Annotated in this window: 11 protein-coding genes; 5 read left to right on the top strand and 6 right to left on the bottom strand. The window is 73.1% G+C overall.

Going from position 1 to position 14,445, the window contains the following annotated elements:
* Positions 1 to 492 precede the first annotated feature (492 nt).
* On the top strand, positions 493 to 2,313 hold the full coding sequence (locus tag ACIBM5_RS43160; RefSeq protein WP_391586902.1) for a glycoside hydrolase family 15 protein: 1,821 nt from the start codon (positions 493 to 495) through the stop codon (positions 2,311 to 2,313).
* 514 nt (positions 2,314 to 2,827) lie between these two features.
* Here ACIBM5_RS43160 and ACIBM5_RS43155 read toward each other — a convergent pair.
* The 5 genes from ACIBM5_RS43155 to steA all read right to left on the bottom strand — a co-directional run bounded on the left by ACIBM5_RS43155 (position 2,828) and on the right by steA (position 9,223).
* Complete coding sequence (locus tag ACIBM5_RS43155; protein ID WP_396012162.1) at positions 2,828 to 3,961, bottom strand: glycosyltransferase family 4 protein; 1,134 nt, start codon at positions 3,959 to 3,961, stop codon at positions 2,828 to 2,830.
* Entirely contained in the window at positions 3,945 to 5,831 is a 1,887-nt protein-coding gene (locus ACIBM5_RS43150) for a lipid II flippase MurJ (protein ID WP_396012161.1), read from the bottom strand. Before ACIBM5_RS43150 ends, ACIBM5_RS43155 begins: the two co-directional genes overlap by 17 nt.
* A gap of 130 nt (positions 5,832 to 5,961) precedes the next feature.
* Positions 5,962 to 6,897 carry a hypothetical protein gene (locus ACIBM5_RS43145; RefSeq protein ID WP_396012160.1) on the bottom strand — a complete coding sequence of 312 codons (936 nt, stop codon included), beginning with the start codon at positions 6,895 to 6,897 and terminating at the stop codon, positions 5,962 to 5,964.
* Positions 6,894 to 8,051 (bottom strand): copper transporter, encoded by a 1,158-nt coding sequence (locus ACIBM5_RS43140; protein ID WP_396012159.1) that lies wholly within the window; start codon positions 8,049 to 8,051, stop codon positions 6,894 to 6,896. Before ACIBM5_RS43140 ends, ACIBM5_RS43145 begins: the two co-directional genes overlap by 4 nt.
* Positions 8,048 to 9,223, bottom strand: a complete 1,176-nt coding sequence (steA, locus tag ACIBM5_RS43135; RefSeq protein ID WP_391586897.1) for a putative cytokinetic ring protein SteA — start codon at positions 9,221 to 9,223, stop codon at positions 8,048 to 8,050. The genes ACIBM5_RS43140 and steA overlap by 4 nt, the downstream gene beginning before the upstream one ends.
* Before the next feature lie 604 nt (positions 9,224 to 9,827).
* On the opposite strand from steA, the gene ACIBM5_RS43130 reads away from it, so the two are divergent.
* From ACIBM5_RS43130 to ACIBM5_RS43120, 3 genes are read left to right on the top strand one after another with little or no spacing between them, the layout of a single operon-like run.
* Positions 9,828 to 11,018 carry a hypothetical protein gene (locus ACIBM5_RS43130; protein ID WP_396012158.1) on the top strand — a complete coding sequence of 397 codons (1,191 nt, stop codon included), beginning with the start codon at positions 9,828 to 9,830 and terminating at the stop codon, positions 11,016 to 11,018.
* The gene (locus tag ACIBM5_RS43125) at positions 11,006 to 12,265 is read left to right on the top strand and encodes a sensor histidine kinase (RefSeq protein WP_396012157.1); all 1,260 of its coding nucleotides are present in this window, start codon (positions 11,006 to 11,008) and stop codon (positions 12,263 to 12,265) included. Before ACIBM5_RS43130 ends, ACIBM5_RS43125 begins: the two co-directional genes overlap by 13 nt.
* Positions 12,262 to 12,954 carry a response regulator gene (locus tag ACIBM5_RS43120; protein ID WP_396012156.1) on the top strand — a complete coding sequence of 231 codons (693 nt, stop codon included), beginning with the start codon at positions 12,262 to 12,264 and terminating at the stop codon, positions 12,952 to 12,954. The genes ACIBM5_RS43125 and ACIBM5_RS43120 overlap by 4 nt, the downstream gene beginning before the upstream one ends.
* On the opposite strand, the gene ACIBM5_RS43115 is transcribed toward ACIBM5_RS43120, so the two are convergent.
* Positions 12,955 to 13,629, bottom strand: a complete 675-nt coding sequence (locus ACIBM5_RS43115) for an antibiotic biosynthesis monooxygenase (protein WP_396012155.1) — start codon at positions 13,627 to 13,629, stop codon at positions 12,955 to 12,957.
* A 239-nt stretch (positions 13,630 to 13,868) separates the two neighbouring features.
* On the opposite strand from ACIBM5_RS43115, the gene ACIBM5_RS43110 reads away from it, so the two are divergent.
* A complete protein-coding gene (locus ACIBM5_RS43110; protein WP_396012154.1) occupies positions 13,869 to 14,276 on the top strand; it encodes a hypothetical protein in 408 nt (135 codons plus the stop codon).
* The last annotated feature ends 169 nt before the right edge of the window (positions 14,277 to 14,445 follow it).

The raw sequence follows: 14,445 nt of genomic DNA, 5'->3' as shown, positions 1-14,445 counted from the left end.
ACAACTGCGACACCATACGGCGATTGCCCAGAGTGACAACGCACGGGAGATTCCGGGCACATGCCGTCGGATCGGCCGAGTCGGATTCGACGCAGAGTCAACGATCGGGTCGGCGAAAGCAGGCACGTTTCAGCGCCCGCGGCGCACTATGCTACGCAGGCGGTGCACGAGCCTCTCTCCGTTCGCCGACACCTGCGCGCAGCGGAAACCACGCGCGCGACGGGTGCGCGTCCCCCGGATCCCGACGGGACGACATTTCGGGAGCACCGGTCGATTCGACCACCGATTGGGCGGTCGATCACGCGCGCGTGGTGCACTCTGGAATGAATCGATCAACCGTCGATCAGAACACGTCGATCGGCGAGCGCGGTACGCACACGAACACAGCACGTGCGAGCCAAGGCTCGTGCGGGCCGGCCCCTCAGCCGAACCCGGTACGCACGACGGGACGACCGGCATCATCAGGACGACCAGGAACGGAAAGCGTTGCCCGTGACCAGCCGCATCGAGGACTACGCCCTCATCGGGGACATGCAGACCGCCGCTCTCGTGGGCCGCGACGGTTCCATGGATTGGCTCTGCCTCCCCCGCTTCGATTCCCCCGCCGTGTTCGCGGGCCTGCTCGGCAGCGAGGAACACGGCTCATGGCGGGTCGCGCCGCTCTCCGGCGGTCCCGCGACACGCCGCCGGTATCGCGGCGACTCGCTGATCCTCGAATCGGAATGGGAGACCCCGCGGGGGACCGTTCGAGTGATCGATTTCATGCCTCCGGCGGACGCACTGGTCGGCGCGCCGGTCGTGGTGCGGATCGTGGAGGGCGTATCGGGCCGGGTTCCGGTCCGCTCGGAGCTGCGCATGCGGTTCCACTACGGCAAGGTCGTGCCGTGGGTGCGCCGCGAGGCGGACGGGCGCACCGTCGCGGTGGCCGGCCCGGACGCGGTGTGGTTCGCCAGTGACACCGAGACCTACGGGCGCGGATTGACCACCTACTCGGACGTCACCCTCGGCGAGGGCGACCGGGTCACCTTCACCCTCACGTGGCACCCCTCGCACGTCGAGGGCCCGCTGCCCACCGACGCGCTCGCGGCGCTGGCGGACACCGAGGCGTTCTGGACCGACTGGATGACCCGCTGCACCTACCGGGGCCCGTGGCGCGAGCCGGTGGTGCGCTCGCTGATCACGCTCAAGGCGCTCACCTACGCGCCGACCGGCGGGATCGTCGCGGCGCCCACCACGTCGCTGCCCGAGGACGTGGGCGGGGTGCGTAACTGGGACTACCGCTACACGTGGCTGCGGGACGCGGCGATGACGCTGGGCGCGCTGCTCAAGACCGGCTTCGTGGACGAGGCGAAGGCCTGGCGCGAGTGGCTGCTGCGGGCGGTCGCGGGCGACCCGGAGAACCTGCAGATCATGTACGGCGTGGGCGGCGAGCGCCGACTGACCGAGTACGAGGCGACCTGGCTGCCGGGCTACGAGGGCTCGCACCCGGTCCGGATCGGCAACGCCGCCGCCGAGCAGTTCCAGCTCGACGTCTACGGCGAGGTGGTCGACGCGCTGCACCTGGGCCGGGTCTCCGGTATGGAGGGCAACGACCACGCACACGCGCTCCAGCTCAAGCTGATGGACTACATGGAGCAGCACTGGCGCGACCCGGACGAGGGCATCTGGGAGGTCCGCGGGCCGCGCCGGCACTTCGTGCACTCCAAGGTGATGGCCTGGGTCGCGGTGGACCGCACCATCAAGATGCTGGTGGACGAGCCGATGGACTCGGACACCGGGAAGATGCTCGAACACCTCAAGGGGGTGCGCGAGGAGATCCACCGCGAGGTGTGCGCGTACGGGTACGACGCGGACCGCAACACCTTCACCCAGTACTACGGCTCGACCGAGTTGGACGCGTCGCTGCTGCTGATCCCGCAGGTGGGCTTCCTGCCGCCGGAGGACAAGCGGGTGATCGGCACGATCGAGGCGATCCAGCGCGAGTTGACCGAGGACGGCTTCGTCCGCCGCTACCCCACCAACGGCACCAGCGTCGGCCTGGACGGCCTGCCGGGCGACGAAGGCGCCTTCCTGGCCTGCTCGTTCTGGCTCGCCGACGACCTGGCGATGATCGGCCGGGTGGAGGAGGCCCGCGAGCTGTTCGAACGCCTCCTCGCGCTGCGCAACGACCTGGGCCTGCTCGCCGAGGAGTGGGATCCGCGGCTCCAGCGCCAGGTGGGCAACTTCCCGCAGGCGTTCAGCCACGTGCCGTTGATCGACACGGCCCTGCGGCTGACCGCGACGATGCGCACCGAGGCGGCCGAGCAGGACTGATCACGGCGACGCGGCGCGGACCGGGTCTCGCGGCAACGGGCGGCGTCGCGGCGACGGGACATCGCGCGGGCGGGAGGCGCGGACGGGGCGGGTTCGGTGGGCGCGCTGTGCAGGTGTGCGCACCGGTTCCGGGTGGTGTCTCCCGACACCGTGAACCGCGAACGTTCCACGACCACGGCGACGGGCGGCGAGCAGATCGGCTCGCCGCCCGTCGCGTCGTCTGCCGCTGCCGCCGCGGGCCGGCGAGGCGCCCGTTCACCTACGCCACCGCCGGGGCGTTCCTCCCGGACGTGGGGTTCCCGTCCGGGTCGGCGGCGGCGCCCGCTCACCCCGGGCGCGAGCAACTGCGGGACGGTCGGTGGTTCGCGCCGCCGATCGGCCCGGCGTCCGGCACGCGGCCCCCGCGGTCACGCTCGCGCGGGGCCGCCGGGCCCCGGGCTACCCGGCGGGCCACGACCGGCCGGGTGCGGGAGCGGGTGTGGTGGCGCGTGCTGGCCCCACGAGGGGCCCGGCGTCACACCGGGCCGAGTTCCTCGTAGATGCTCAGGACCTGGGCGATGGTCTCCCGCTCGTCGGGCCAGGTCGCGGCCTGGACCCGGCCCGCCTCCACGAGTTCGGCGCGCCGGTCGGGGTCGGCGAGCAGGTCGCGGACCGCCGCGGCGAGCTCGTCCGGCCGACCGGGCGGGACCAGTACGGCCGCGTCGCCGACCAGTTCCGGGATGCCGCCGACGTGTGTGGCGACCAGTGCCACGCCGGTGCGCAGTGCCTCCTGGGCGACCAGCGCCCGGGCCTCCCAACGGCTGGGCAGGACCGCGAGATCGGCCGCACCGAGCAGGTCGGCCACGTCCGAACGATGGCCCAGCAGGCGAACCGGCAACGACTCGGCGTCGATCCGGTCCCGGAGCGCTTCCCGCAGCGGCCCGTCTCCGGCGATCACGAGCAGCGGCACCGGTTGTTCGTCCAGCCACTGCCGCGCGGCGTCCAGGAGCACCGGGTAGTCCTTCTGCGGGGCCAACCTGCCCACGGCCACCAGCAGCGGCCGGTCGCCCGCGTCGAACTCCGCCCGCACCGCGGCCCGGTCCCGCTCGGCCGGCGGCAGCGGCGGGGCCGATACCGGCCCGAGCCGGGCATCCCGCGCGCCGATCCGCCTGGCCCGGTCGACCAGATCGGTCGAGGCGCCCAGGACGACGTCGGCGGCCCGCACCGCCCGGCCCTCCAGCACCCGGGTCAGCGCACCCTTCGCACCGCCGACCAGGACCGCGTTGTGCAGGGTGAGCACCAGCGGCCTGCGCCGTACCCGATGTCGGCCGAGGGCGTTGCCCGCCGCCAATCCGGCGCGCAGTCCGTGCGCGTGCACCACGTGCGCGGGCGCGCAGGCCGCGCGCAGTTCACGCAGCGCCGCCCGATCGGTGGGCCGGGGGGCCGAGCCGATCTCGACCGCCCGAAATCGCGCGCCGGTGCCCGCGAAGTCGAAGTGCTCCTCGGTCGAGGCCGGTCCGCACACGGTCACCGCGACCCCGCGCCCGACCAGGCCGGCGGCCAGCGAGCGCACGTGCGCGCCGATCCCGCCGGTGGACGTGGCCAGGACAAGGACGGCCCGCAGCCGGGCCGGCTCGGTGCGCTCTCGCGACTCAGTCGTCGTGTCCACGTCGCTGCTCCCCTTCCGATTCGGCCGCCCGCCGCCCGCGCAGCGTGGCCCTGACAGCCTCGCCGACGGTCACGGATACGACTCCCGCGAACACCAGGGTGCCCACGATGGCGGCAACCGCCGCGATGATCAACGTGAAGACGATGCCGCCGGTCCCGAATGCCCGCGACGCCCCGAACCCGGCCGCCCCGCCGGCGAACGCGGCCACCACCGCCCAGGCCGCCGGCTTGGCCATCGTCGCGCCGGCCAGTGCCCGCGGGCCGGCCGTCCGGACCACGGCGTAGGCCAGCAGCGCCCCGGCCACGGTCATCCCGATCGAGTTGCCCAGGCCGAGCGCGGCCACCGTCCAGCGGGCGGGCAGCGCGAAGGCGAGCGCGACGTCGGCGACCACGACCACCCCCCATCCGGCCACCACACAACCGGCGGCGGCGCGACCGTGGCCGGAGGCGTTCAGCGCGCGGCCCAGGTGCGCGATCAGCGCGTACCCGATCAGTCCCGGCGCGAACGCGGCCAGCGCCCAGGCCATCTGTTCGGGCTCGGTGGAGCCGGCCATGAACAGCGCGAAGAACCGCCCCAGCGGCGCGGCGGCGGCCAGCAGCAGCGCGGTGCCCGCCGCGCCGACCAGGAGCACGGTGCGGGTGGTTGCGGCGACCGCGTCCGCGAACGCGTCCCGGTCGCCGTCGTGCGCGTGCGCGCTCAGGCGCGGGAAGGCGGCGGTGGCGATCGGCACCGCGAGCACCGCGTACGGGAGCAGGTAGACCATCCACGTGGTCTGGTAGACGACCAGTGATCCGTGCGTGCCGCGCCCGTTGGCGAGCAGGATCACCGCGATCGTCGCGGCCTGCTGGGCGATCAGCGTCGCGACGCCGGCCAGCGCGAGGGTGCGTACCCGGTGGGCCACACCGTCCGGGAAGCGCAGCGCGGGGCGCAGCCGCAGGCCGGTCGAGCGCAGCGGCACGACGGTGACCAGCGCGAGGGCCAGGACGCCGGCGGTGGTGCCGAGCGACAGGGTCAGTTCGGCGCCGCGCGGCAGGGTGGCCATGTCGTCCAGATCGACGTCGTACCGGTTCGCGAAGAGCAGGTAGCTGCCGGCCACGACCAGGCTGGACACGAGCGGCGCGAGCGTCCCGGCCAGGAACCGGTGATGGGCCTGGAGGATGCCGCCGGCGACCACGGCGATCCCGTACAGCAGCACCTGCGGCACGAACACGAGCAACATCCGGGACGCGACGTCCGCGACGCCGGGGCCGTCCGCCTTGCCGGCCAAAAGCAGTTCGGCGATCGGGCGGGCGAGCAGCGCGCCGAGCAGCACGATCGGGGTCAGCACCAGGACGACCCAGGTCAGCAGCGCGGACGCGATCCGCCCGGCGTCCTCGCGCGCACCCTTGGCCACCGGCCCGGCCAGCACCGGCACCACCACGCTCGCCAGCGCCCCGCCGGCGACGATCTCGAAGACGATGTTGGGCACCGAGTTCACCGTGCTGTACGCGGTGCCCAGAACGGTGTCGCCCACCGTCCCGGAGAACACCAACTGCCGCCCGAACCCGGCCAGTCGGGCGAACACGGTGACCACGGCCATCAACGCGGCGGCACCGGCGATGCCCCGGACGACACCACGGGCCCGGGTGGCGCCGGGGGGTGCGGCATCGGGCCCGGCGTCGGGGGACGCACCCTGGGACCCGGTCGCGCCCGGCGCCGCGTCGGGGCCGGTCTCCGCGGGCAGGGCGTCGCGGGACGCACGGGAGCCGGTCCCGACCGGCGCGGCGGCGGATCCGGTGTCGAGGGGCGCGCCCGCGGACCCGGTCTCGGCCGGCGTGCCATCCGCCTCGCTGCCGTTCGATCGGCGCGGGCCGCCTCGTGTGGCCGTCACCCGTCGACCGGACCTGTCGGTAGCGAAGGGCCGATCGGGTCGGTCGGGGCGGCCCGCCGGCTCGGCACGCCTCGCGTACCGCTCGTCGGCCCACCCCGTCGCGCGCCCACGGGCCATCGGTCGTTGCCGGTCATGCCGGTGCGACGGCTCCCTCGGCGGCCGGCCGGCCGGGCGCCGGGGTCGCGGCGGGCGGACGGCGGCCGAGCATGTCGATCGTGTTCAGCGGCCGGTTGCCGGCGATGACCTTGGTGAAGCTGACCTTCTCGCTGGCCGCGGTGAACGCGCCGAGTACGAGCACCTTGGCCAACAGCCCCTTGCGCCCGGAGCCGGCCGCGAGGGCCACGCCCAGGGCCGCGCCCAGCGCGTTCGCGCCCGCGTCGCCGAGCATCGACTTCTCGGCCAGGTCCTCCGGCAGCAGCGCCGCCGCCGCGCCGACCGGGGCCGCCGCGAGGGCCGCCGCCGGGCCGCCCCGGAGCAGCCGCGGCGCGCCCGCGATCAGGACCGCCTTGGCCGCGCGACCCGGCCGCAGGTCGAACAGGTTGATCAGGTTGGCCGTACCCGCGACCACCACACCCGCGAGCAGCTTGTCCAGCGGCCGCCGCTGCACGAGCGCGCCCGCCGCGAGGCCGGCCACGCCGAGTCCGACGATCTTGACGCCACCGCTGGTCAGTTCGCCCTTCGCGAGCGCACCGAGGTGGCCCTTGAACCCGCGCCGATCACTCGACCCGGCCATGTCGTCGTACGTGCCGAACCCGGCCCCCGCGACCGCCGCCAGCACGCCGGCCGCCCGCCACCGACCGGGCACCCCCGGAGCGCACGCGGCGGCGACGGCCGTGCCGACCGCGGTCGCGGGCCCTTCGAGCAGGGTCAGCACCTCGCCGCGGTGGTTGCGCCGCTCCCACAGCGCGGCCTCGCCCGGCGGGCGGCGGGTCAGCGCGGCATACGCGGCTCGGGCCGCACCTGTCGCGGCCAGCGCGGTCGCCAGGCGGCCCGGCCGGCAGCGCCGAGCCGCGACCGGGGCCCCGGCACGGTCCGCGACACGGGCGGGGGCAGCGGCCTTCGTCACGACGTCTCCTTCTTCGGCAGCTCCGGCAACGGACCGTCGGTGGTGCCCGTCGTCCCGTATTGGCCGGAAGTACCCTGCTTGTCCTCGACCACCAGGGACCACACGACCGCGACCTGACCCACGGGCGTGTCGGCGGTGTCCACGGTGGAAACGGCCTTGGCGGTTTGATCGTTACGGCGCAGCGCCCAGATCACGCCGTTCTCCTGCGCGGCGGACGCGGCACCGGCCATGACCGTACCGTCGTCGCCGGTGTCCAGGGCGCGCGCGAGCGAAAGATGGATGTTGTTGATCCGACCCGGATCCTCCCCGCCGGTGGCCCCGGACGGCGCGACGATCACGACCAGGTCGGCGCCGGTGGCGGGGTTGTCCTTGACGTCGACGAAGCCGGCCTCCTTGAGCTTGGTCAAGGTCTCGGTCGCGGCTTGCGTGTTGTGCGTCGCGGGGGTGGTGGTGCCGTTGTTCTGGTTGGTGTTCTGACCGGGTGTGCCCTGTCCCGGGGTGCCCTGCCCCGGCGTCTGGCCGCTCGGCGGCGCGGACGTGGTCCCGGCACCGGTCGGCAGCGTGCCCGACGCGGGCGTGCCGGTGGGCGGCGTGCCGGCCGGCGTGCCGCTCGCGGGCGGCTGGGTCGAGGACCCGCCGGGCGTACCGGTCTGCGCCGGCGGCAGCGTCTCGGTGATCGCGCCCGCCAGCACCCGCGCCGCCCGATCGGTCGCCGACCCGGTCGGGAAGGCGGCGGCGTTGGCACCGAGCGCGGTGACCAGTTCGGTCTCGCGCTTGGGGTCGGTCCACGCGCCCTTGATCCCCACCTGGCCGGTGACCGTCGCGGACGCGCTGTCGAGCAGCTTGACCATGCTGTCGGTCAGCTTGGTGTCCGCGCCGGGCAGCGCGACCACGACCGCCTTGTGGCCGGCGAGCTTGCCCTTGACCAGCTCGGGTCCGACGGTGTTCATGATGCCGTTCAGGTACCGGGTACCGGCGTTTGCCCGATCCAGTTCGCGACGCAGCCCTTCGTTGTTCCGGGCCAGGTCCTGGACCTGCGTGTCGAGCCCGGTGACGGCTGCCTCCTTGAGGAAGGACGCGCCGAGTACGAGCCCGACCGACAGGGCCAGGAAGACCGCGATGATGGAGACGACGTGATATCTGAAGTCGATCAACTGAACAGTCCCTGGAGCCAGTAGACGAAGGCGTCCCACTGTGCCCCGAACACGTGGAAGTACGCGCGCCCGAGCGGGGTGACCCGCACGGTGACCGCGATGGTGACCAGCGCGGCGAGGCACAACATGAGCAGCGAAGTCGTGGAGATGCGGCTGCGGTACAGACGGCTGACGCCCTTGGCGTCCACGAGCTTGCCGCCCACCCGCAGCCGCGTGAGGAAGGTGCTCGCCATGCCGGCCCGGCCCTTGTCCAGGAACTCGACGAGCGTGAGGTGCGTACCGACCGCGACGATCAGGCTCGCCCCGCCGTCGTCGGCGAGCAGCATCGCGATGTCCTCGCTGGTCCCGGTGGCGGGAAAGGCGATCCCGTCCACACCGAGCTCGTCGAGGCGTTCCATCCCGGGGGCGCGCCCGTCGCGGTACGCGTGCACGATGATCTCCGCGCCGCAGCGCAGTGCCTGATCGGACACCGAGTCCATGTCGCCGACGATCATGTCGGGCTTGTAGCCGGCCTGAAGCAGCGCGTCGGCGCCGCCGTCCACGCCGATCATCACCGGGCGGTACTCGCGGATGTACGGCCGCAGCGCGGCGATGTCCTCGCGGTAGTGGTAGCCGCGGACCACGATGAGCACCTGACGGCCGTCGATCCGGGTCCGGATCTCGGGGACGCCGACGCCGTCGAGGAGCAGTTCGCGCTCCTCGCGGATGTACTTGAGGGTGTTCTCGGCGAACGCCTCGATCTGCTCGGACAGCCCGGCCCGGGCCTTCTCCATCGCCGCCGCGACCGATTCCGCGTCGAGCAGGGTGCCGACGGCGATCGGGTCGTCGCCGCGATAGAGCACGTTGTCCTCGACCCGGACCAGCTCACCCTCGCGGATCCGGTCGAGCACGCTCCCGCCGACGGCGTCCAGGAGCGGTACGCCTGCCTCCACGAGCAGCTGCGGCCCGATGTTGGGGTAGCGCCCGCTGATGCTCTCGGCGGCGTTGACGACGGCGGCCGGTCGGCACTTGACCAGCGCCTCGGCGGCGACCCGGTCGAGGTCGCCGTGGTTGATGATGGCGATGTCCCCGGGCCGAAGCCGCTTGGTGAGGTCCTTGGTACGCCGATCGACCCGGGCAAACGAACCGGTGACCTCGGTATGCCGTCGACGACGAAGCGCGGGAATCCTCACCGGCGCAATCCTGCCATGCGCGATATTTCTCGGCGGCCTCCGGCCGCTCTCCTCGCGCGCTCGTCGATCACTGGTCGACGATCAAGTCGTGGGCGCTGACGCGCCGGGAGGCGGCCGAATGCGCAGCGGCCGGGGGCGGGGGCCGGGCCGGGTCGTGAGGGCGGGGGTGGGGTGGGGGTGTGTCGGAGGGGCGAGGAGGGGTGAAACCGGAGCGCGGCTGTTACATGCGGGGTGCGGCGCAACGGCGCGCACGGCACGGGCCGCGAGCGGAGCGGAACGGCGAAACCGAAGCCACGGGGGCGGCGAGAGGGAAAAGCCCGATCGCGCACCGGCGCCAACCCACCGGGGCCGCGGGGCCGGGACAGGCCACTCGACGCCCCTGAAACCCCGACCTCCGTACCGAACGCACCGAACGCAACGGGTGGAGCGGGGGGTACACAACCCGGTCGACCAAGACGCAGCGGCAACCCGCGAGCCCGGCCGGATGCTCGACCCGTTCCGAAGCCGGCGGGGGTGCCGGCGAGGGGACGTCCCCCATCCGGGGGATCGGAATCAGCGTCTGCGGCGACGCGCCCGGGGGCGGGTCGCCGCAAGGCTGGTCCGCATGGAAACCACCGACCCCGGGAACCCCGCCGATCCACACGCCTCGACGACCGACCCGACCCGCGCCGACACCGACCTCCCCGCTCCACACCCCTCGGCGGCCACCGACTCGCACGCGGATGCCCCGGACGCGGCGGCCGCAGGTGCGCTGCGGCGGCGGTTGGCGTGGGTGGCGCTGCTCGCTTGTTCGCCGTATTTGTTGTTGAAGCTGCTCTGGGTGGTCGGGGTCGACGTGGGGGTCGTGCACCCCGACGAGTTGAATCGCACGCAGTGGGTGGTCGCGAACGCGCTCACCTTCGGGATGGACGCGATCGCGGCGCTGATCGCGTACCTGCTCAGCCGGCCGCGCGAGACCCGAATCCGGGCCTGGTTGATCACGCTGCCACTGTGGGTGGCCTCGGGGCTGCTCGTGGTGATCATGTCGGCCGTGCCGCTCAACCTGCTGGGCGCGGCGATCGGGGCCACCGACAATCCGTTCGCGGGCGACGACCTTCTCCGGCCCTGGGTGTACGCGATCGTCTACGGCGGCTTCATCGTGGAAGGCGCGGTGTTGTCGGGGGCCTTCGGGCTGTACGTCCACGAACGTTGGGGTGTGCTGTTGCGAATCCGGGTTCGGGCGCTGCCGGATCCGGCCGGGACGCGCGACGCGCAGCGGTTCCTCGGTACGGCCGCCGCCGTGCTCCTCGGCGTCGCGGGCGTGCTGCGGATGACGTGGGCGCTGGGTTCGGACCTCGGCATGAGTGGCCGCTGGGTCGCCGAGCGCAACGCGACCGGGCGGTTCATGGACGGCGTACAGGGTGGGCTCGCCCTGATCGGCGCGGTGGGCCTGATCGTGCTGGTGTACCGGATCGGTGGTGGGCGGGTCCGGGGTCCGTTGGCGATGGCCTGGTTCGGGTCCGGCAGCGCCTTCGGGTGGGGCGGCTGGATGGGGCTGATCAGCACCGCAGCCGCGCCCGAGAGCACGTTGGCGGAGCGGACCTCTGCGCTGCTCCATGTTGTCTACACTGCCGAAATGATCACCGGCGTACTGGCTCTGACCATCGGCTGGTTCTTCCTGTCCGAATACGCCCGACACACCGGTACCCCGCCTCGCGACCTGACTCCGCCGCCGGCCGAACACACCGCCGACCGGCCGGAACGGGATCGCGGGTCGCGTTCGGGCGGGTGTGCGGTCGGTGTGTGGACCGGGTGATCGGCGGGCTCGGGGGGCGGCTGCTCGGGCGGCGGGCTCGGTTGCGGTGGGTGCACCTGGTGTTGGGGGGTGCGTTGTTGACGCCCTTTCATCTCGCCGCGCTCACCGTGCTCACGGCTACCGGGCTGCTTCGGGACACCCCGGCGGAGCCGCTCACCTCGCAGTTCCTCGCGCTGGCGTTGGCGCTGCCGTTCGTGGCCGTGGCCGGCCTGGTTCCGTTCGTCCGCACTCTGGAGGGTGGCGCCGCGCGGGTGTTGTGCGCACCGGACGGCGAGGTGCTCGGCGTTCCGGCGATCGGTGCGTCGGCACGGCGGCGGTCCTCCGCGTGGTTCACGTTGCACGCGCTCCTGGGCGGTGTGGTCGCCGGTACGTCGCTCGCCGCGCCGCCCGCGGGTGTGGTGTTGCTGGTACTGCCGTCGGCCCCGGCGCTCGCCGAGGTGTTTCCGTGGGCCGAACCGGCAAACGCGCTCCCGATCGCCTGGATGCCGGTCGGCCTGGCGCTGCTGCTGCTTCCGCTGCCCGTATCCGTCGCCGCGGGCTCCTGGTTGGCCCGGCTCGCCCCGACCCTGCTCGGCCCGACCCCCGCCGACCGCCTCGCCCTCGCCGAGCAACGCGCCGAACGCCTCGCCGAACGCGCCCGGATCGCCCGGGACCTGCACGACTCGGTCGGCCACGCGCTCAGTGCGGTGGGCATCCAGGCGGCCGCCGCGGGTCGGCTCCTCGACCGTGATCCGGTCTTCGCCGCCCGGGCGTTGGCCGCGATCGAGGACACCGCCCGCGATGCGGTCGCCGAACTCGACCACGTACTGGGCCTGTTGCGCGAGGAATCCGACCCCGGCAGCGCACCGGTACCGTCCCTGACCGACCTGACCGATCTGATCGCCCGCACCCGCGCGGCCGGCGCCGAGGTCGACCTCGACCTCGAACTCGACCCGGTAGGCGGACCCGACGGCCTGCCGCGACTGGTCTCGCGCGAGGCGTACCGCATCGTCCAGGAGGGCTTGGCGAACGTATTGCGGCACGCCGGCGAGGTCCCGATCCGGCTCCGCATCGCGGTCGTCGACGGCCGATTGGCGATCGACCTGAGCAATCCCACCGGCGCTTCCCGGGCCACCCGACCCGGCGGCGGACGCGGCCTGCGCGGCGCCGCCGAGCGCGTCACCGTACTGCGCGGCACCTTCACCGCCGGCCCGCACGACGGCCGCTGGCAGCTGGCCGCCCGCATACCCCTGGAGGGACACTCGTGAGCACCCGTCCGGTCCGCGTGTTGATCGCCGACGACGAGAGCCTGGTCCGGGCCGGCCTGCACGCGATCGTCGCCGCGGAACCCGACCTGAGCGTGGTCGGCGAGGCGGCCACCGGCGCGGAGGCGGTCGAGCGGGTCCGCGAACTGCGGCCCGACGTGGTGCTGATGGACGTCAGGATGCCGGATTTGAACGGCATCGAGGCCACCGCGCGGGTGTTGCGCGACTCGCCGGATCCGCCGAAGGTGCTGGTGGTCACCACCTTCGAGAACGACGAGTACGTCTACGACGCGCTGCGCGCGGGCGCACACGGCTTCCTGCTGAAGCGGGCACGCGCGGACGACATGGTCCACGCGATCCGTACCGTGGCCCGGGGCGACTCGCTGCTCTTCCCCGCCGCGATCCGGGACTTGGCTCTCGCCCACTGCCCGGAACGCACCCACAACGCGGAACTCCGCACCCGAATCGCCCGACTCACCCCGCGCGAGCAGGAAATCCTGCGCCTGATCACCGCAGGCCTGGCCAACACCGAGATCGCCGAACGCACCGCGCTGGGCCCGGAAACGGTCAAGACGCACGTGGCCCGCGTACTCGCCAAGCTCGGTGTCCGCGACCGCACCCAGGCGGTGATCGCGGCGTACGAGAGCGGATTCGCGACGACGGGTCGGGGGCGGGCCGACGGCTGGGGGTAGTCACCCGTCGGGTCGGGACGGGCGGCGCAGGCTCTTGCGGAGGTGGTACGAACGAGTGTCGAGGTGCCGCACGCCCGGGGGCAGGACGTCGACCGGCTCGGCGGCGGCCGGGTACGCGGTGTACGCCTGTTCGTCGGTCCACTCGGTGTAGGCCATTCCCCGGGTGCCGTCCAGGTCGATGTGCACATGAGTGGCGATGCGGCCCGGGACCTGCTCGCGCACCGCTGTCCCGAGCACGAGTTCGGCCCACTCGCGGGCGGCCCGTGCGTCGTCCGCCTCGATGTCGTCGATCACGATCAAGACGGCCGGTGCCGGGAGGTCGGGGTGGATCGCGCTGCCGGCCAGGCGATAGCGGATCACGCCCGGACGCTCGATGCCGGGTACCACCTCGTCGATGCCGCGAACCAGCTTCGGGCGCGCGGTCCGGACGAAGGCCCGGTGCTCGTCGTCACCGGTCCACTGGGCGTAGTTCAGCACGCGCTCACCGTCGGTGCTCACGAAACAGTTGAGGGTGAGAAACCCGGTGGGCCACGGAACGCCCTCCCACTCGGCGATGGTCGCGTCCACTGCGGCGCGCTGACGTTCCGGCGTATGCACGATCCAGGGGCTGACCAGGATCGTGCCCACATCGGATCGGCGGACCCGGGGCAGCGGGTGGTAGGGGGAAGCGGTCACGGAAACTCCTCGATCTCGACGCCAGGATCCGCACCACCCTGCAACGTGAAGCGCGCTTGAGGTCAACCCCGGGCCGGGCGACGAGCCGGGTGTCGGGCGGCGCCGGAACAGCCGAGACGGGCACCGGCGGGACCGCTTTCGAAGCCCGGTGCGGGCGGGGCCTGTCGGCGCCGGCCGGTACTTTCCGTACACCTGAACGGGGCCGAGGGACGCACCCGCAATCGAGAGGCGTGGAAGCCGTGTCCATGTGGTTGACGCTGGTGAAGATCGAGCCCGCACTGCCGAACGAGGCACGGGAAAGTTCCGATCCGGTGGGCGAGTTGCGCGATGCCCGCAGGCGGGACGACGCGCACGGCGAGGACTACCGCGTCCTCTGTGGCATCGCCGAGGGCCGGGCCGAAGTCGAGGAGGGCACGGCCGAATGGATGAACGTGTATCCGGCCTTGGCCCGGGCGATCGGCAACGGATGCGCGGCCGTGGAGGCGTCCGGCCCGGGCCGCGCGGCGCCCTTCGTCCTGACTCCGGAGGAGGTTGCGCACGTCGCCGCAGGTCTCGCCGACGAAGGCTGGACCCGCTTCCTGGAGATCGCCCGCTTCTACGTCGCCGCCGCGGCCGAGGGCAGGGCCGTCGTCGGGGAAGTGACATAGGGCGAAAGGCGAGGCGGGGTCGACCGACACCCGTCAACGCGCAGGTGCGCCTCTGCCGATCCGAGCGAGAGGTCGTGCTCTTCACGGTTCGGCGCAGCAAACGCCGCGGTTCCCCGCGGTGTTCACCGCTGCCGTGATCATCGGCGCTAAGCTGCGGCCACTGTGCGGG

It is taken from the genome of Embleya sp. NPDC050493 (assembly GCF_044458105.1).
Classification (GTDB): Bacteria; Actinomycetota; Actinomycetes; order Streptomycetales; family Streptomycetaceae; genus Embleya.
Note: the sequence above shows the minus strand (reverse complement) of the source record. Positions and strands in the feature narration are given on the sequence as shown.